Origin of the sequence: Kitasatospora sp. NPDC059817, assembly GCF_042731835.1 — a bacterium.
Taxonomy (GTDB): domain Bacteria; phylum Actinomycetota; class Actinomycetes; order Streptomycetales; family Streptomycetaceae; genus Kitasatospora.
The window spans coordinates 1-17,075 of the sequence record NZ_JBHWIR010000085.1; the positions used below are offsets into that span (position 1 = coordinate 1).

Annotated in this window: 14 protein-coding genes and 1 pseudogene; 7 read left to right on the forward strand and 8 right to left on the reverse strand. The window is 72.2% G+C overall.

The window, feature by feature from the left end:
* Together ACFV61_RS19455 and ACFV61_RS19460 are read right to left on the reverse strand one after the other, a co-directional pair.
* Nucleotides 1-461: pseudogene (locus ACFV61_RS19455) on the reverse strand (hypothetical protein); the annotation flags it as partial.
* A gap of 5 nt (nucleotides 462-466) precedes the next feature.
* A complete protein-coding gene (locus tag ACFV61_RS19460; protein ID WP_063351215.1) occupies nucleotides 467-760 on the reverse strand; it encodes a MoaD/ThiS family protein in 294 nt (97 codons plus the stop codon).
* 681 nt (nucleotides 761-1,441) lie between these two features.
* On the opposite strand from ACFV61_RS19460, the gene ACFV61_RS19465 reads away from it, so the two are divergent.
* The 5 genes from ACFV61_RS19465 to ACFV61_RS19485 all read left to right on the forward strand — a co-directional run bounded on the left by ACFV61_RS19465 (nucleotide 1,442) and on the right by ACFV61_RS19485 (nucleotide 6,950).
* The gene (locus ACFV61_RS19465) at nucleotides 1,442-2,173 is read left to right on the forward strand and encodes a response regulator transcription factor (protein WP_063348270.1); all 732 of its coding nucleotides are present in this window, start codon (nucleotides 1,442-1,444) and stop codon (nucleotides 2,171-2,173) included.
* 123 nt (nucleotides 2,174-2,296) lie between these two features.
* Complete coding sequence (locus tag ACFV61_RS19470; protein WP_363632082.1) at nucleotides 2,297-3,358, forward strand: LacI family DNA-binding transcriptional regulator; 1,062 nt, start codon at nucleotides 2,297-2,299, stop codon at nucleotides 3,356-3,358.
* 125 nt (nucleotides 3,359-3,483) lie between these two features.
* Nucleotides 3,484-4,626, forward strand: a complete 1,143-nt coding sequence (locus ACFV61_RS19475; protein ID WP_380492900.1) for a S1C family serine protease — start codon at nucleotides 3,484-3,486, stop codon at nucleotides 4,624-4,626.
* Between the two features lie 63 nt (nucleotides 4,627-4,689).
* On the forward strand, nucleotides 4,690-5,460 hold the full coding sequence (locus ACFV61_RS19480; protein ID WP_063348272.1) for a response regulator transcription factor: 771 nt from the start codon (nucleotides 4,690-4,692) through the stop codon (nucleotides 5,458-5,460).
* On the forward strand, nucleotides 5,457-6,950 hold the full coding sequence (locus ACFV61_RS19485; protein ID WP_380341842.1) for a sensor histidine kinase: 1,494 nt from the start codon (nucleotides 5,457-5,459) through the stop codon (nucleotides 6,948-6,950). The genes ACFV61_RS19480 and ACFV61_RS19485 overlap by 4 nt, the downstream gene beginning before the upstream one ends.
* 74 nt (nucleotides 6,951-7,024) lie before the next feature.
* Here ACFV61_RS19485 and ACFV61_RS19490 read toward each other — a convergent pair whose 3' ends face one another.
* From ACFV61_RS19490 to ACFV61_RS19515, 6 genes are all read right to left on the reverse strand, one after another.
* Nucleotides 7,025-8,824 (reverse strand): bifunctional UDP-sugar hydrolase/5'-nucleotidase, encoded by a 1,800-nt coding sequence (locus ACFV61_RS19490; protein WP_063348273.1) that lies wholly within the window; start codon nucleotides 8,822-8,824, stop codon nucleotides 7,025-7,027.
* Between the two features lie 252 nt (nucleotides 8,825-9,076).
* On the reverse strand, nucleotides 9,077-10,426 hold the full coding sequence (locus ACFV61_RS19495; protein WP_063348274.1) for an ATP-binding protein: 1,350 nt from the start codon (nucleotides 10,424-10,426) through the stop codon (nucleotides 9,077-9,079).
* Between the two features lie 54 nt (nucleotides 10,427-10,480).
* Nucleotides 10,481-12,055, reverse strand: a complete 1,575-nt coding sequence (locus tag ACFV61_RS19500) for an SCO6880 family protein (protein ID WP_063348275.1) — start codon at nucleotides 12,053-12,055, stop codon at nucleotides 10,481-10,483.
* A gap of 7 nt (nucleotides 12,056-12,062) precedes the next feature.
* Nucleotides 12,063-13,304 (reverse strand): hypothetical protein, encoded by a 1,242-nt coding sequence (locus ACFV61_RS19505; RefSeq protein WP_380492916.1) that lies wholly within the window; start codon nucleotides 13,302-13,304, stop codon nucleotides 12,063-12,065.
* A 28-nt stretch (nucleotides 13,305-13,332) separates the two neighbouring features.
* Nucleotides 13,333-14,148, reverse strand: coding sequence for a hypothetical protein (locus tag ACFV61_RS19510; RefSeq protein ID WP_380492902.1), 816 nt, complete (start codon nucleotides 14,146-14,148; stop codon nucleotides 13,333-13,335).
* 182 nt (nucleotides 14,149-14,330) lie between these two features.
* Nucleotides 14,331-14,681, reverse strand: a complete 351-nt coding sequence (locus ACFV61_RS19515; protein WP_063348277.1) for a hypothetical protein — start codon at nucleotides 14,679-14,681, stop codon at nucleotides 14,331-14,333.
* A gap of 239 nt (nucleotides 14,682-14,920) precedes the next feature.
* Here ACFV61_RS19515 and ACFV61_RS19520 point away from each other — a divergent pair, with 239 nt between their 5' ends.
* Both ACFV61_RS19520 and ACFV61_RS19525 read left to right on the forward strand, forming a co-directional pair.
* Nucleotides 14,921-16,165 (forward strand): NlpC/P60 family protein, encoded by a 1,245-nt coding sequence (locus tag ACFV61_RS19520; RefSeq protein ID WP_380492904.1) that lies wholly within the window; start codon nucleotides 14,921-14,923, stop codon nucleotides 16,163-16,165.
* A 185-nt stretch (nucleotides 16,166-16,350) separates the two neighbouring features.
* Nucleotides 16,351-17,064 carry a phosphatase PAP2 family protein gene (locus ACFV61_RS19525; protein WP_363376774.1) on the forward strand — a complete coding sequence of 238 codons (714 nt, stop codon included), beginning with the start codon at nucleotides 16,351-16,353 and terminating at the stop codon, nucleotides 17,062-17,064.
* The last annotated feature ends 11 nt before the right edge of the window (nucleotides 17,065-17,075 follow it).

The following is a 17,075-nucleotide window of genomic DNA, read 5'->3' on the forward strand; positions in this document are numbered from 1 at the left end:
TGCCGGGCCTGCGGCGGCGCGGCGTGCCGTGCCGGCGGCGGGGCGGGCGTCCAGGCCGGCGGGGCGGGCGGCATCGCGCCGGACACGACCACCGGCGGCAGCAGCGTCGTCGCGGCCGCGTCCTCCATCGGGGGCACGGGCGGCAGCAGCGTGGTGGCCGCGTCGTCCATCGGCGGCACGGGCGGCAACAGCGTGGTCGCCGTGGCGTCGTCCATCGCGGGGACGGGCGGCAGCAGCGTGGTCGCCGCGTCGTCCATCGGCGGCTGCCCGTACCCCGGGTAGCCGTACGGCGGCTGCTGCCCCGGCTGCGGCGCCTGGGCCTGCGGGTACGGGGGCTGCGGGTACTGCGGGTACTGCGGCTGGGGCTGCTGCTGCGGATGCCGGTAGGGCGGCTGGGGCGGCTGGGGCTGCTGCGGCCACTCGCCGTAGCCGCCCTGGTTCGCGTTGTTCATGTCCGTCACGCCGCTCAGCCTCCCGCGAACGGCGGCAGCACCTCGACCGTGCCGCCCTCGGTGAGGGCCACGGTCGTGTGGTCCCGGCCGCCGACCTGGGAGCCGTCGACCAGGTAGGAGCAGTGCCCGAGCAACTGGACGAGCTTCGGCCGGTCCGCGTGCCGCCGCCTGGCCTGCGCCAGCGCCTCCGCCAGGGTCACCGCCTCGTACGGCTCCTCGGCCAGCCCGGCCTCGGACTTCGCGGCCGCCCAGTAGCGGATCGTCCCGCGCACCCGGGCGCCGCTCGCGGGCTCCGTGGTCGCACCCATCGGGGCCACCCCTTCTCGTCGTCCTCGCCCGGCCCCGGTGCCCCGGTCCGGCTCGCCACCGGGCCGCCCGACCACCCGAAAGATGGACTCGCACGGCGCCGCCGATGTGCGTCCCATGATGGCGTGTCCGCCGCCACGAGCGGCAATCGCCCTGGCCGAGGGGGCCCGGAGGACGGCTCGAAGCTGTGTCCAGGCTCACCCGGCGCGCGCCCGGATTGGGCGAACCGCCGGATTCGAGCCCTCCCGGCGCGGAGGGCCGTCGGCTATCCTCGACGTCCAAGAGGGATCCGGGCAGAGTCGCCCCCGGGTCCTTTTGTGCTTTCAGGACGCCAGTACGGACATTCTTGCGATTCGTCGGCCCACCCCCGGCGCGTCGCGGGAACCGCCCCGCCCCACGCGGCACGACGACGTGCCCCGGCCGGCCGGGGTGTCCACCCGGCACCCGGGCCGCCGCCCGGGACCGGAAACAAACCGGAGGGTTCGCGGGATGAACAGGGCAGAAACGGCGCGCCAAGGGTTGCGGGACCCTCGGCGCGTGCGCCGTCGCGTCCTGCGCACCGGCCGGCCCTCCGGCGCTCCTCGGGCGTCCGTCCACCTCCCCCCGACCTCAGCACGTGCGCCATCCGGCTGTGGCGGCAGCCGTAACGCGACCGCGACGACCCGGAAAGGGGACTACCGGGTATGAGTTCTCTCCTCCTCCTCACCAACGCTCTGCAACCCTCCGCGGAGGTGCTGCCGGCCCTCGGCCTGCTGCTGCACAACGTCCGGGTGGCCCCCGCCGAGGGATCCGCCCTGGTGGACACCCCCAGTGCGGACGTCATCCTGGTCGACGGCCGGCGCGACCTGCCACAGATCCGCAGCCTCTGCCAGCTGCTGCGCTCCACCGGCATCGGCTGCCCGCTGATCCTGGTGGTGACCGAGGGCGGCCTCGCCGCCGTCACCGCCGAGTGGGGCATCGACGACGTCCTGCTGGACACGGCCGGCCCCGCCGAGGTCGAGGCCCGGCTGCGGCTCGCACTCGGCCGGCTCCACATCAGCACCGACGACAGCCCGATGGAGATCCGCAACGGCGACCTCACGGTCGACGAGGCCACCTACTCCGCCAAGCTCAAGGGCCGGGCGCTCGACCTCACCTTCAAGGAGTTCGAGCTGATCAAGTACCTCGCCCAGCACCCCGGCCGGGTCTTCACCCGGGCCCAGCTGCTGCAGGAGGTCTGGGGCTACGACTACTTCGGCGGTACCCGCACGGTGGACGTGCACGTCCGCCGGCTGCGCGCCAAGCTCGGCGTCGAGCACGAGCAGCTGATCGGCACCGTGCGCAACGTCGGCTACCGCTTCGTCGTCCCGGAGAAGCCGGAGAAGGGCGAGCGCCCGGAGCTCGCCCAGCGCCCCTCGGCGCCGCTGGAGGCCTGACCGACGGCCGGGCGGGCCACCCCCGCCCGGCTTGTCCGGTTCGCTCCCCCGGCACCCCCCGGACACCCGCAGAAGCCCCAGGTCCCACTGCCGACGCGCACGCCACACGCGTAGACTCCCCCCGTGGCCAAAGTGACGCGCGACGATGTAGCCCGGCTGGCTGGTACCTCGACCGCGGTCGTCAGCTACGTCATCAACAACGGGCCGCGCCCGGTCGCGCCCGCGACCCGGGAGAAGGTCCTCGCCGCGATCGAGCAGCTCGGCTACCGGCCGAACAGCGTCGCCCAGGCGATGGCCTCCCGCCGGACCAACCTGATCGGCATGGTCGTCCCGGACGCCCGCCAGCCCTTCTTCGCCGAGATGGCGCACGCCGTGGAACGGGCTGCCTCCGAGCGCGGCAAGCTCGTGCTGATCGGCAACTCCGACTACGTGGACGACCGCGAGGTGCACTACGTCCGGGCCTTCCTCGGTATGCGTGTCTCCGGCCTGATCCTGGTCAGCCAGGGCCCCTCGCAGCGCGCCGCCGAGGAGTTCGCCGCGATGGAGGGCGCCAAGGTCGTGCTGCTGCACCGCCGCCCCGAGGCGATCGACGACGTCGCGGTGGTCACCGACGACGTGGGCGGCGCCGAGGCCGTCGTCCGCCACCTGCTGGAGGTGCACGGGCACCCGTACGTGGCCTGCTTCGGCGGCCCGGTCGAGTCCCCCGCCCCCGGCGACCCGGTCATCGACCACGTCGAGGGCTGGCAGCGCGCCATGGACGCGCACGGCCTGCCCACCGAGCCCCACCTGATCGACGCGCCCTTCCACCGCTACGGCGCGTACGAGGTCGCGCTCGGGGTGCTGCGCTCGCCGGACCGGCCGCGGGCGATCTTCTGCTCCACCGACGACCAGGCGATCGGCGTGCTGCGGGCCGCCCGCGAGGTCGGGCTGAAGGTCCCGGAGGACCTCGCGGTGGCCGGCTTCGACGACGTCCCCGAGGCCGCACTCGCCGACCCGCCGCTGACCACCGTCGCCTCCGACCGCGACGCGATGGCCCGGGCCGCCGTGGACCTGGTGCTCGACGACTCGCTGATGGTGCCCGGATCGGACACCGAGCGGGTCCGCAAGTTCCCGTCCCGCCTGGTGATCCGCCGTTCCTGCGGCTGTGGCGGCGCCGCGGCGGTCCCGACCGGGGAAGCGGAGTAGCGCAGTCCGCTCCACCCGCCACCGCACACCGCCTGACCAGGCTTTATGAGAACCCAACGGGCTTCTCGGACCCTTCTGAGCCGGTTCTCATGCCATCCTCATCCACCAGGCGGACGTTGGTCGGCATGAGCGAACAGCAGCAGCACCACGACGAGCAGTACGGCCCGTACGAGCCCCGCGTGGTCGAGGGCACCGTCCTCGGCAGCAGCGCCGCCACGACCGCCTACGGGTACCACGAGGACTACTCGGCAGGCGGCTTCGACTCCCCGACCCCGCCCCCGCCCATGCCCCCCGAGCCGCCCACCGCCGGCCAGCCCGGCGGCCACGGCGGCCACGGCAACCGCGCCCGGCGCGGCCTGCTGCGTGGGCGGCTCGCCCTGGTCACCGCCGTCGCCGCGGTCGCCGCCGTCATCGGCGGCGTCACCGGCGGGTTCGTCGCCGCCGAGCAGCACGGCTCCGCCGCCCGCACCAGCACCGTCGCCAGCCCCGTCTCCGCCCGCTCCGACGGCGGCGCCGACGTGCCGGCCATCGCCGCCGCCGTCTCGCCGAGCGTCGTCCAGATCACCGTCAAGAACGGCAACGGCACCGCCACCGGCACCGGCGTCATCCTCGACACCAGCGGACGGATCCTCACCAACTACCACGTGATCGACACCGCCGCCGACGGCGGCCAGATCACCGTCGCCTTCAAGGACGGCTCCACCGCCCCGGCCGCCGTCACCGGCACCGACAAGTCCCTCGACGTCGCCGTGATCACCGCGAGCGGCGGCAAGAACCTCACCCCCGCCACCCTCGGCGACTCCTCCGGCGTGGCCGTCGGCGACCCCGTCGTCGCCATCGGCAACCCGGACGGCCTCACCGGCACCGTCACCTCCGGCATCATCAGCGCCGAGAACCGCGACGTCACCGTCCAGCTCGACGAGGGCACCACCAGCAGCAACGGCGGCTTCGGCTTCCCCAGCCTGCCCGGCCTGCCCAACCTGCCCGGCACGCGCGGCAACCTCCCCCAGCAGAACAGCGGCAGCACCACCACCTACAAGGCCTTCCAGACCGACGCCGCCCTCAACCCCGGCAACTCCGGCGGCCCGCTCATCAACGCCAACGGCCAGGTCATCGGCATCAACTCGGCGATGTACGCCCCCAGCGGCGCCAGCTCCACCGCCGGCGGCGGCGGCAGCAGCGCCGGCAGCGTCGGCCTCGGCTTCGCCATCCCGATCAACGACATCAAGCAGGTTCTGCCGAAACTGGAGGCCGGCCAGAACCTGTAAGACGGACAATTACCCCCGGTACCCCCAGCAGGCCCTCCACCCGACGAGAAAGGGCAGCAGCCCATGACCCCGTCCGCCGACGACCGCACCGCCGCCGAGGCCGGCCACCCCTCCGCCCGGCTCCTCGTGGTCGACGACGAACCCGCCCTCCGGGACGCCCTGGAGAGCAGCCTCGCCTTCGAGGGCTACGAGGTCGCCACCGCCACCGACGGCTACGAGGCCCTGGAGTCCGTCGAACGCGACCGGCCCGACCTCGTCCTGCTGGACATCATGATGCCCCGGATGGACGGCCTCACCGCCGTCCGCCGGATGCGCTCCCGCGGCGACACCGTCCCCGTCCTGATGCTCACCGCCCGCGACGCCGTCGGCGACCGCGTCACCGGCCTGGACGTCGGCGCCGACGACTACCTCGCCAAGCCCTTCGAACTCGACGAACTGCTCGCCCGCGTCCGCGCCCTGCTGCGCCGCAACGCCCTCGCCACCGAGGCCGCCGCCCGCGCCGCCGCCGAGGACGAGAGCGAGGTGCTGGCCTTCGGCGACCTGCGGATGAACACCGCCACCCGCGAGGTCACCCGCGCCGGCAAGCCCGTCGAACTCACCCGCACCGAGTTCATGCTGCTGGAGATGTTCCTCGCCCACCCCCGCCAGGTCCTCACCCGCGAACAGATCCTCAAGGCCGTCTGGGGCTTCGACTTCGAACCCTCCTCCAACTCCCTGGACGTCTACGTGATGTACCTGCGCCGCAAGACCGAGCAGGGCGGCATGCCCCGCCTCATCCAGACCGTACGCGGCGTCGGCTACGCCCTGCGCCCGGCCGCCGGCGCCACCACGTGACCTCCCCCACGCCCTACCCGCCCCCGCCACTGGCTCCACCCGGCGTCCCCCGCCGCCGGCGCCTCTCCCACTGGCTCCGCTCCCGCTCCCTCCGCAGCCGCCTCACCTTCCTGAGCGCGGCCGCGGTCGCGGTGGCCATCGCCCTGTCGGCGCTGGCCTGCTGGTTCATCGTGGAGAAGCAGCTGTACGACCAGGTCCGGGCGGACCTGGCGGGTGCTCCCGCAGCACCGATCGGGAGAAACCCCCTGGTCTGCTACGCCACCCCGGAAGCCGCGCTGGAGAACCAGCGCGGCGTCGTCATCCCGGACATCAGCGGAGCCGTCCCCCGGGACACCCAGTTCCTCCGGGCCGGGGCCGAGGGCGTCTGCCTGCCCCCCGGGGCGACCAAGGCCATCGTGGCCACGTCGGCGGACGCCGCCGGATTCCGGCTCAAGCCGGGCCAGTCGATCATCCGGGACGGCCGGTACACCAACGGCGACCCCGCGATCGTCCGGCTGACCCTGAACCACAGCTTCCAGGTGCCCGTCGTCGTCATGGTGGCGACCCCCTCCCAGCCCATCGAGGACTCCCTCCAGCGGCTCGCCCTCCTCCTCGGCGGCGTGGCCCTCGGCGGGATCATCCTCGCCGCCATCGCCGGCCGCGTGGTCGCCCGGTCCGCGCTCAAGCCCGTCGACCAACTCACCGACGCCGTCGAGCACATCGCCCGCACCGAGGAGGTCGGCACCACCATCCCCGTCCAGGGGGACGACGAGATCGCACGGCTCTCCACCTCCTTCAACTCGATGAGCACCGCCCTCGCCAACTCCCGCGAGCGGCAGACCCGTCTGATCGCCGACGCCGGGCACGAGCTGCGCACCCCGCTCACCTCGCTGCGCACCAACGTCGACCTGCTGATCCGCAGCAACGACACGGGCCGCCCGCTGCCCGCCGCGACCAAGACCAAGCTGCTGGGCAACATGAAGGCGCAGATGCAGGAGCTCACCGTCCTGATCGGGGACCTGCTCCAGCTGTCCCGCCCGGACTCCCCCAAGCCGGTCCACAACCCCACCGTGGTGGCCCTGCACGAGATCGCCGGGCGGGCGGTCGAGCGGGCGAAGCTGCGCGGCCCGGGGCTGGTCTTCGAGACCGCGACCGACCCCTGGTTCGTGCACGGCGACGCCGCCGGGCTCGAACGGGCGGTGATCAACCTGCTGGACAACGCGGTCAAGTACAGCCCGCCCGGCGGCACCATCGAAGTCCGGCTCCAGCAGGGCGTGTTGACCGTCCGCGACCACGGCCCCGGCATCCCGCCGGAGGAACTGCAGTACGTGTTCGACCGGTTCTGGCGTTCGCCGTCCTCGCGACAGCTGCCCGGCTCCGGCCTGGGCCTGTCGATCGTCGCGCAGAGCGTCCGGGAGGCGGGCGGCGAGGTGTCGCTGGGCCCGGCCGGGGACGGCGGCCCGGGCGCGCTGGCGACCGTCCGGCTGCCCGGCGGCCCCGCCCCCGAATAGGGCGGGACAGGCGGACAACGCAGGACGGGCGGGGCGCCCCGACAGCGCCCCGCCCGTCCTGTACCGGCTCACGGTCAGTCGATGTCGACGCCCGGGCCGATGACCTTGATCCGGTCCTGCGCCGGGGCCTTCAGCGGCGAGGCCGCCGAGCTGTGGGCACCCAGGTAGGCGGCGAAGACGTCCAGGTCGGAGGCGCCGACGAGCTTGTCGGTGCCGGCCGCGAAGGCCGGGAAGCCGTCGCCACCGCCGGCCAGGAACTCGTTGGCCGCGACCCGGTACTTGGCGGCCTGGTCGATCGGGGCGCCGTTCAGCCGGATCGAGTCGACGACCACCCGGTCCGCACCGGTCTTGCGCATGTCCAGGGTGTAGTGGAGGCCCGAGGACGCCTGGAGGATCTTCGGCGCGGCCGCGTTGGAGCCGCTGACCTGCTGCTGGAGCAGCTGCACCAGCTGGGCGCCGGTCAGCGTCTTGACCTGCATCATGTTGGTGAACGGCTGGACGGTGAACGCCTCGCCGTAGGTCACCACGCCGTCGCCCTCGGCGCCGGAGGCCTTGTAGACCAGGTCGGAGCGGATGCCGCCGGGGTTCATGAAGGCGACCTGCGCCCCGCCCTTGGCGGCCGGGGCGAGCCCCTCCACCTGCGCGTCGGCGATCAGGTCACCGAGCGGCTTCTCCAGGTCGCTGTTGCCGCGGCCGTTGATGTCCGAGGCGATGTAGCCGATCGGCCGGTTGGCGATCGGGGCGGCCAGCTTGGAGTAGTGGTCGACCAGCGCCGTCATGTCGGGCGCCTTCTCGACGGTGCGGCGCACCACGTGGTTCTCGGCCTTGACCGTCGGGCGGACGATCTCGCCGGTGGTCTTGTCCAGCTTCATGTCGATCTCGGTGTACAGCCGGCCGAAGGAGGCGGCGCTGGTGACCGAGCGCGGGACGCCGTTGGGGTCGGGGATGGTGCAGGCGTACGCGTTGTGGGTGTGGCCGGTGACGATGGCGCCGATCGACGGGTCGAGCTTCTTGGAGATGTCGACGATCGGACCGGAGATGCCCTGGCCGGCCGGGCCGCAGTCGTAGTTGTAGACGCTGCTGGCCGGGTAGCCGCCCTCGTGGATCAGCGCGACGATCGAGTTGACGCCCTTGGCCTTGAGCTCGGCGGCGTACTTGTTGATCGTGGTGACCTCGTTGGCGAACTTCAGGCCCTTGACGCCCTCGGCGGTCACGATGTTCGGCGTGCCCTCCAGGGTGACGCCGATGAAGCCGACCTTCACGCCCTGGGACTTGGTCACCCAGTACGGGGCCAGCAGCGGCTTGCCGGTCTTCTCGTCGGTGACGTTGGCCGACAGGTAGTTGAAGTTGGCGCCCTTGAACGTGCGGCCGGGCTCGTAGCAGCCGTCGACCGGGTGGCAGCCGCCGTCCTGCATGCGCAGCAGCTCCTGCGCGCCCTCGTCGAACTCGTGGTTGCCGACCGAGGTGACGTCCAGGCCGAGCTTGTCCATCGCCTCGATGGTCGGCTCGTCGTGGAAGAGCGCCGAGGTGAGCGGGCTGGCGCCGATGATGTCGCCGGCCGCGACGGTGATCGAGTCGTCGGCCGGGATCCGGGCCTTGCGCAGCTCAGTGGCCAGGTACTCGATGCCACCGGCCGGGGTCGAGACCTCCTTGCCGGTGGCCGGGTCGATCTCCCGGATGGTGCCGGACGAACCGGCCGGGGGCTCCAGGTTGCCGTGGAAGTCGTTGATCGCCAGCAGCTGGAGGTTGACGGTCTTGTGACGCTTGGCGTTGGCGTCGGCGGCCTGCGCGGCCGTCGGCACGGCTACCGTGCCGACCAGACCTGCGGCGGCGACGACGGCGAGCGCCGCGCGTCGGGATCTGACGGTGAGCATGAGGGTCCCCTGCACCTTGGAGGAGCGCCCGCTGTGGACTTGACCGGGCGTCTGGGTGATGTGTTGCGCCTGTGAAGCCTAGAGTCAACGCGCGTAGCTGTCAGGATGTCGAACGTAACGAGAGGATTACCTCCTGACGAACCGTCGCCGTCCGACCAGCGCCGGTGCCCCCGTCCGGGCCTCCCCGCCCAGACCACCCGCCCGACCCGCCCAGGCCCCCCGACCCGGCCGCTCAGACCCCCGACCGGCCGCTCAGACTCCCGGCTCGGCAGCCAACTGTCGCTCGGCCCGGTCCCGTTCGGCCACCGCGTCCTCGGTCATCGCACGGTCGGTGTACACCAGCGGCCGCTCGGCCTCGGTGATGATGTGCTTGACCACCTGGACATTGCCGTTGACGTCCCAGACCGCGATGCCCGGCGACAGGGTGGGGATGATCTCCACCGCCCAGCGCGGCAGGCCCAGCACCCGGCCGGTGGACCGCGCCTCCTCCGCCTTCTGCATGTAGATCGTCCGGGTGGAGGCCATCTTCAGGATCGCCGACGCCTCCTTGGCCGCCGCACCGTCCACCACGTCGGACAGGTGGTGCACCACCGCGACGAAGGAGAGCCCGAGCCGGCGGCCGAACTTCAGCAGCCGCTGGAACAGCTGCGCCACGAAGGGGCTGTTGATGATGTGCCAGGCCTCCTCGACCAGGAAGATGCGCTTCTTCCGGTCCGGCCGGATCCAGGTGTGCTCCAGCCACACGCCGACGATCGCCATCAGGATCGGCATAGCGATCGAGTTGCGGTCGATGTGCGAGAGGTCGAAGACGATCAGCGGCGCGTCCAGGTCGATGCCGTCGGTGGTCGACCCGTCGAACATGCCGCGCAGGTCGCCGTCGACCAGCCGGTCCAGCACCAGCGCCACGTCCAGGCCCCAGGACTGCACCTCGTCCACCGCCACGCCCAGCGACTCCACCGAGGACAGCTCGGGGCTGCGCAGGGTGTCGATGATGTCGTCCAGCACCGGCTGACGGTCCTTCACCGTCGCCACCACATGGGCGTGCGCGGCCTTCAGCGCGAACCCGGCCCGCTCCTCCAGGCCCCGCCCCATCGCGACCTCGACGATGGTGCGCAGCAGCGACAACTGGCCGGTCTGGGTGATCGCCGGGTCCAGCGGGTTGAGCTTCACCCCGCCGTCCCGGGCGGCCATCGGGTCGAGCCGGATCGACTTTATGCCCAGCGCGTTGGCGATCAGGTTCCACTCGCCGACGCCGTCCTCGCCCTGCGCGTCGAGCACCACGACCTGCCGGTCGCGGAACCTCAACTGCCGCAGCACGTACGTCTTCTCCAGCGCCGACTTGCCGTTGCCGGACTCGCCGAGCACCAGCCAGTGCGGGGCCGGCAGCTGCTGCCCGTACAGCTGGAAGGGGTCGTAGACGTACCCCTTGCCGCTGTACACCTCACGGCCGATGATCACGCCCGAGTCGCCCAGCCCCGGCGCGGCGGTGGGCAGGTAGACCGCCTGCGCCTGGCCGGTGGAGGTACGCACCGGCAGCCGGGTGGTCTCCACCTTGCCGAACATCAGGCTGGTGAACGCCTCGGAGAGGTTGCCGAGCGCCATGTACGGCCTCCTGGTCTGGTCGACGGGCGGTGGTGGAGCGGTGCGGACCGGGCGTCAGCGGCGGATGCCGGTCGCGAACGGCAGGGTGTTGACGAAGGCCCGGTGGTGCTCGCGGTCGCACCACTCCAGCTTGAGGTAGCTCTTGCCGGCCGAGGCCCGGATGGTGCGCTTGTCCCGGGCCAGCGCGTCGGGGTTGCGCGAGGACACCGTGATGTAGCCGACCAGGTTCACCCCGGCCGCACCGGAGGCCAGGTCGTCGCCTCGCTGGTCCACCCGGCCGGTGTGGGCCAGGTCGCGCGGGTCGACCGTCCGGTTCATCTTGGCCGCGCGGCTGGCCTCCGCCTCGTCGTTGGTCTTCTCGGTCAGCATCCGCTCGATCGCGACGTCGGTGGGCTCCAGGTCCATCGTCACCGCGACTGTCCGGATCACGTCCGGGGTGTGCACCAGCAGCGGCGCCAGGAAGTTGACCCCCACCGGGGTCAGCGGCCACTCCTTGATCCACGCGGTGGCGTGGCACCACGGCTCCCGGGTCGCCGACTCGCGGGTCTTCGCCTCCAGGTACTGCGGGTTGGTCGCGTCCAGTTCGGCCGGCCAGGCGTTGCGCCGGGACATCGCCTGGATGTGGTCGATCGGGTGGTCCGGGTCGTACATCGAGTGCAGCAGCGAGGAGAGCCGGGCCTGCCCCAACGGCTGGCGCACCCGGATGTCCGCCTCCGCCAGCCGGGCGCAGATGTCGGTCAGCTCGCGCGCCATCACGGCCGCCAGCCCCTCGTCGTCCCGGGCCCGCCGACCGGTCGCCGTACGGCCCATCGCGTGCGCCTCGGCCGCCAGGTCGCGGGTGTAGTGCATGCAGGCCACCAGGTACGCCCGGTGCTGCTCCGAGGAGGTCGACACCATCGACTGCAACTGGTCGTACGAGTCCTGCAGCCAGCGCGGCGCGTCGTGGTCCCCGCGCCGCTCGACGTCCTTGGCGTGCGCGTCCGGGTCGGCCGGCAGCGTCCGGGCCAGGATCTGCAACCGGGTCACGAAGCCGTCCCCGTTGGCGACGTGCTTCAGCAGCGTGCCGAACCGGTCGACCAGCGCCTCCTGGTCCTCCGAGTCGCGCAGGCCGACACCCGGGCCCTCGATCTCGATCGCGGCCGTCACCGTCCGCCGCTCCAGGTGCATCAGCACCCCGACCTCGTCCGGCCCGAACGGCGCGGCCAGCCAGCGCAGCCGCCCCACCCCGGGCGGCGGGCCGACCTCCACCTCCCGGCCGTCCATCCGGGTCCCGGCGTCCATCACGTCCGAGCGCCACACCGACCGGCCGCTGCGCACCGTCCGGCGGTAGGTGCGGTTGATCTCCGCCCACTTGTAGAACGTCCGCCTGCGGTACGGCACGTACACCGCCGCGATGGCCACCATGGGCAGGCCGATCAGGCCGCCGATCCGCAGCGGCAGGATCGGCATCAGCAGGCCCCAGAGCATGCCGAGGAACGCCCCGAAGATGATCAGGACGATCTCGCCGGACTCCCGGTTGCGGCCGATCGGCGCGTTCGGGCGGGCCTTGCCGATCAGGTAGGTGCGGCGCTGGTGCACGTACGGCTGGGCGTACTGGGCTCCGTACTGGCCGAGCGGTTCACTGCTCACTTACCCGTCACCCTCCCTTCGCTGAGTTGCTGTCGCGGATCGGAACCGAGGTCTGCGGCGGCCCGGCCTGCGGTGGTGGCGCCGGCGTCCGCCCGGCGTGCGCGGCGATGCCCGGCGCGACCGAACCGCCGCCCGCACCCCCGCCGCCACCCGCACCGACCGGCCCGCGGTCTCCGTGGGTGGTGATGCCCTGCTTCATCAGGTTCGCGGTGCCGTTGATCATCGCCGAACCGGCCGACACCGCACTCGCCCGGGCATGGCGCATGTTCATGATCTCGTCGCCGAAGCCCGGCACGAAGCGGTACACCGCGGCGCTCGCGAAGATCGACAGGAACAGGATCGCCAGCCCCGACAGCACCCGCGCGAAGTCGTCGCTGGCCCCGGCCCCCGACGCCACCGCACCCGCCAGGCCCAGGATGACCACGATGATCGGCTTCGCCAGGTCCACCGCCACCATCACCCCCGCCCACCGGCGCACGTGCTTCCACAGCTGCTTGTCCACCAACCCCGCGTACACCGCCGTACCCAGCAGCGCGCCCACGTACAGCATCGCCGCCCGGATCAGCAGCTCGATCCAGAGCACCGCCGCCGCCAGCACCGCCACCAACGACACGATGATCAGGATCAGCGGGCCGCCGCCCATGTCCCCCTTCTCCAGGGTGTCGGCGAACGCGCCCAGGTACGACCCGGTGTCCGACTTCGTCCCCACCGCGATCGCCTTGGTCAGCCCGTCCGTCACGCTCACCACGGTGTAGAGGATCAGCGGCGTGAACGCGGACGCCACGACGGTCAGCCACAGGAAGCCGATCGCCTCCGTGAACGCCGTCGCCAACGGCGCCCCCCGCACCGCCCGCTTCGTCACCGCCAGCAGCCACAGCACCAGCGTGATCACCGTCGACACGGCGAACACCACCGCGTACTGCTGCAGGAACGACGCATTGGTGAAGTCCACCTGCGTCGTCCCGTCGATCGCGCTCGACAACTTCCGCACCACCCAAGCCGCCGCCTGGGCACACCCCTTGGCCAACGACCCCAACGGATCGGCCACACTCCCGATGGCCCCACCGCCCGGAAGCGAGCCGGAGCCGCCCGGAGCGCAGTAGACGTCGTTCCCGGGCAGGGGAACACCCGGGCAACTCGTATTGGTCGTCCCTGAGGTCGGGGTCGGCGACGGCTCCGCCATGGCGCGGTGGGCCGTCAGGACCACCGTGAGGACGCCGAACAGCGCCCCGCCGGCCAGGCGGCTCATGCCCCGACGCACGAAACCGGAACAACCGTCAGCGGGCATAACGGAAGCCTCCGAACTGCTCGACGGCACCAGTGATCTCCTCGGCGGTTGCGGCCTGCTGGTCCGGCGGAACCGGCGCCGGACCGGCTGCTCGGCTGAAGTCGGTGAGCTTCCAGTCCGTCCCGGTCCAGCGCAGGCTGAGTACCAGGGTGAACCACTCCTCGGACACCGGCCTGGTGGAACGCTCGCCGGCCAGTCCGAACAACCCGGTGCACCAGACGTCGACCTTGACGCTCTCCGCGGTGTAACTGCTGCTCTTGGTCCCGACCGGGACCGTCCGGCTGACGAACGCCATCCCCTTGGGCGGCTGTCCCTGGGCATCGACCCCGAACCTGGCCGCCGTCTCGGGAGAGAACCCCTGGTCCAGGCGGCTCTGGAGGCCCGAGACCGCGCCCGGGTCGGCGATGGTGGCGACGATGGTGTGGCGGCTGTCGGCGCGGAACATGTCGGCGGAGCCGATCGCCACCGCGTAGTTGGCGGCGGCGGACTGGGCGCCCTGGTCGGTGTGCGGGTAGCCGGAGCCGATGCCGTTGGTGGTGGTGCCGACGGGCTGGTCGCCGCTGGGGGCGGGGCCGGCGCCGGCGGGCGCGGTGGGGGCGGCGTGGTCGGCGGAGCGGCCGGTGCTGCCGGGGTCGGGTTTGTCGCGGTTGGCGATGGAGATGGCCACGACGAGCAGGGTGACGACGACGAGGACGGTCAGCAGGGTGCGGAGCGGTCGGGCCTGACGCTGGGTCGGCTGGGAGGAGGGCTGTTCGCCGACCGGCAGCCGCGTACGGGTGTGCGGCTGGTCGTCGGACAACGGCACGGCGGCCCTCCTGGTGCGGGGAGCCGGGGGGCTCCGGGGGACCTCCGCCGGGGGCCCTCCGCCGGGGGCGGGCGCGGACGGAGGGTGGGAACGGGGGGTGGACTGCTGGCGGGTGGGCTCGGGGCGGTCCGGACGGGGACCTGGCCCCGGGGCGGGCGGGCCTGGCTACTGCTGTCCGATCGTCAGATCGCCATGCCGTAGACAATGGTGAACAGAGTGCCGAGTGATCCAATGATGAACACGCCGGTCAGACCGGCGACGATCAGCCCCTTGCCCTGTTCGGCGCCGAAGCTGTCGCGCATCGCGGTCGCACCGATCCGCTGTTTGGCCGCCCCCCAGACGGCGATGCCGAGGCAGAGGAGGATGGCGACGGCCATGATGACCTCGACCATCACCCTGGCCTCCGACCCGAGGGTCGCGAACGGGCCCCAGTCCGGGGCGATCCCGCCGATGATGGTGTCGATATTCGGCTTCTTTGGTGGGTCCTCGGCCAGGTGGCCGATCGCGTTCGTGTGCACGCTGCTCAGGTTCATTTCCATCTCACCGCCCGATCAGGCAAATTCAAGGGCCCTGACCCCGCCCGCGCGAAGGGTCGGTACCTATTCTTGGCCAGATCTGATGTCGACTTGGCTACTTCTCGCGGATTGGTCGTGAGGTACCGGGCACGTACGCGAGGATGTCCACCGTACGAAGGATAGCGCTCACTCTTTGTATCTCTGATGATTGCGGTGAGCAACGCCTTCCGGAACACTTCGACTGACGATTCGTCGGGATGGTGCTGATGGTACTCCGGAAGGCCGGTACGGCCGCCGCCGCTGCGGGAGTTGTGACGTTCGGGTTGCTCGGTTTGGTGACGGTGGGGACGTTCGCGGCGAGTGGGACGCCGCAGCAGTCGGCGAATCACGCCGCACTCTCGCCGGGGACGGTCCCGGCGGCGTTCCAGGCGCCGATCCAGCAGTGGGGCGCGCTCTGCCCGGAGATCTCGCCGCCGATGCTCGCGGCACAGCTCTACCAGGAAAGCGGTTTCGATCCGAAGGCCCAATCGGGCGTCGGGGCACAGGGAATGGCGCAGTTCATGCCCGATACCTGGGCGGCGTACGGCACGGATGCCAATGGGGACGGCAAGAAGGACGTCTGGGACCCGCTGGACGCGATCGCCTCGGCGGCCACCTTCGACTGCGCGCTCGCGAAGGACGTCGCCAAGGTCCCGGGCGACCGGCAGGCCAACCTGCTGGCCGCCTACAACGCCGGCCCGTACGCGGTGACCAAGTACAACGGGGTGCCGCCGTACAAGGAGACCCAGGGCTATGTGAGGAACATTCAGGCGATGGCCCGCAGCTTCACCGTGCCCACGGCGCCGGTGGAGGTGTCCGGGCAGTCGGCCGCGGCGATCTACTTCGCGCAGAGCAAGCTCGGGACGCCGTACCTGTGGGGCGGGGAGGGGCTGCCCTCGCAGAACGGGCGGTTCGACTGCTCGGGCCTGACCCAGGCGGCGTACGCCAGCGTGGGCATCACGCTGCCCCGGGTGGCGAACGACCAGTGGTACGCCGGCCCGCACCCGTCGCGCGATCAGCTGCGGCCGGGCGACCTGGTGTTCTGGGCGACGGACCTGAACGATCCGCGGAGCATCCACCACGTCGGGATCTACGTCGGCGGCGGCTACATGATCAACGCGCCGCACACCGGCGCGGTGATCCGCTACGACAAGATCGACACCAGGGAGTACATCGGCGCGACCCGGGTCACCTCGGACGGCGCCCAGGCGCTGCCGGCCCGCAACGCGGACGGTTCCGTGAGCGCCCCGAGCCGCCCTGGCTCGACGACGCCGACCAGCCCGACCAGCCCGACCAGCCCGACCGCGGCGACCACCCCCTCGGCCCCGGTGGCCCCGGCAGCCCTGGCGAGCCCCAGCGGCGCCGCCACCCCGCCCGCCGCCGGACCGCCTGCGGCCGCCGCACCACCCGCCCCGACCGGCCCGGACCCCGCCGGGGCGGGGCGGCCGGCAGCGAGGAACTGAGCCGCCCGTGGCCCCGAGGTGTGAGTGCCCTGTGGACGCTGAGTCAAGTTTCCATAACCGCGCGTTTCCGTGGAACGCTGTGCCCCGGCGATGACGTTGATCCCGATGGCCCACCGTCAGCTTCCCGCGCCGGGAAGGGCCCCGACCGGATCGAACAGCTGCAGCGGACCAGAAGGAGGTGCGGCGTGTCGACGCCGCTTGCCGACACGACCAACCCCGACCTCGGCCTGCTCTACGCCGTCAACGGACTGGCCAAGCGCTCCCCGCAGTGGCTGGACCACCTGGTCTCGTGGATCGGTGAGTACGGCATCCTGATCGGCCTGGCGATGCTGGGCCTGGTGGCCTGGCTGCAGGCGAGACGCCGCCCGGACGCGCCGGTGGCCGTCGCCGGGCTGCTCTGGGTGCCGCTCTCCGTCGCCATCGCCGAGCTGGCCAACCTGCCGATCGCCGCGATCGTGAACCGCCCGCGCCCGTTCGTCGACCACGGCGGGCTACTGGTGCTGGTGGACGGCAAGGCCGGCACCCACTCCTTCGTCAGCGACCACTCGACCATGACGATGGGCGTGGCGGTGGCACTGTTCCTGGTGAACCGGCGGCTCGGCTGGATCGCCGGGGGCCTGGCCCTGTTGCAGGGCTTCTGCCGGATGTTCATGGGCGTGCACTACCCGACCGACGTGATCGGCGGATTCGCGCTCGCCGCCGCGGTGGTGCTGCTGCTGGCGCCGATCGCGATGGCGGTGCTGGTCCCGCTCTGCCACGCGCTGGGCCGGACCGCCCTCGCCCCGCTGATCCGGGCGCCGGAGCGGGCCGGCGCCGGCCCGCGCGGCCGGCGGCGCGGGCGTGAGCGCGGGGCGGTGCGTTCCGAGGAGCAACCGCCGGAGTCCGATCTGGCGGCGTGAGCCGCCCGGCC

Excerpts from the sequence above, each read along its gene's own strand:
- ACFV61_RS19465 (WP_063348270.1), top strand. The coding sequence starts at position 1,442 with ATGAGTTCTCTCCTCCTCCTCACCAACGCTCTGCAACCCTCCGCGGAG.
- ACFV61_RS19460 (WP_063351215.1), bottom strand. The coding sequence starts at position 760 with ATGGGTGCGACCACGGAGCCCGCGAGCGGCGCCCGGGTGCGCGGGACG.
- ACFV61_RS19480 (WP_063348272.1), top strand. The coding sequence starts at position 4,690 with ATGACCCCGTCCGCCGACGACCGCACCGCCGCCGAGGCCGGCCACCCC.
- ACFV61_RS19505 (WP_380492916.1), bottom strand. The coding sequence starts at position 13,304 with ATGAGCCGCCTGGCCGGCGGGGCGCTGTTCGGCGTCCTCACGGTGGTC.
- ACFV61_RS19520 (WP_380492904.1), top strand. The coding sequence starts at position 14,921 with ATGGTGCTGATGGTACTCCGGAAGGCCGGTACGGCCGCCGCCGCTGCG.
- ACFV61_RS19515 (WP_063348277.1), bottom strand. The coding sequence starts at position 14,681 with ATGAACCTGAGCAGCGTGCACACGAACGCGATCGGCCACCTGGCCGAG.
- ACFV61_RS19475 (WP_380492900.1), top strand. The coding sequence starts at position 3,484 with ATGAGCGAACAGCAGCAGCACCACGACGAGCAGTACGGCCCGTACGAG.
- ACFV61_RS19490 (WP_063348273.1), bottom strand. The coding sequence starts at position 8,824 with ATGCTCACCGTCAGATCCCGACGCGCGGCGCTCGCCGTCGTCGCCGCC.
- ACFV61_RS19495 (WP_063348274.1), bottom strand. The coding sequence starts at position 10,426 with ATGGCGCTCGGCAACCTCTCCGAGGCGTTCACCAGCCTGATGTTCGGC.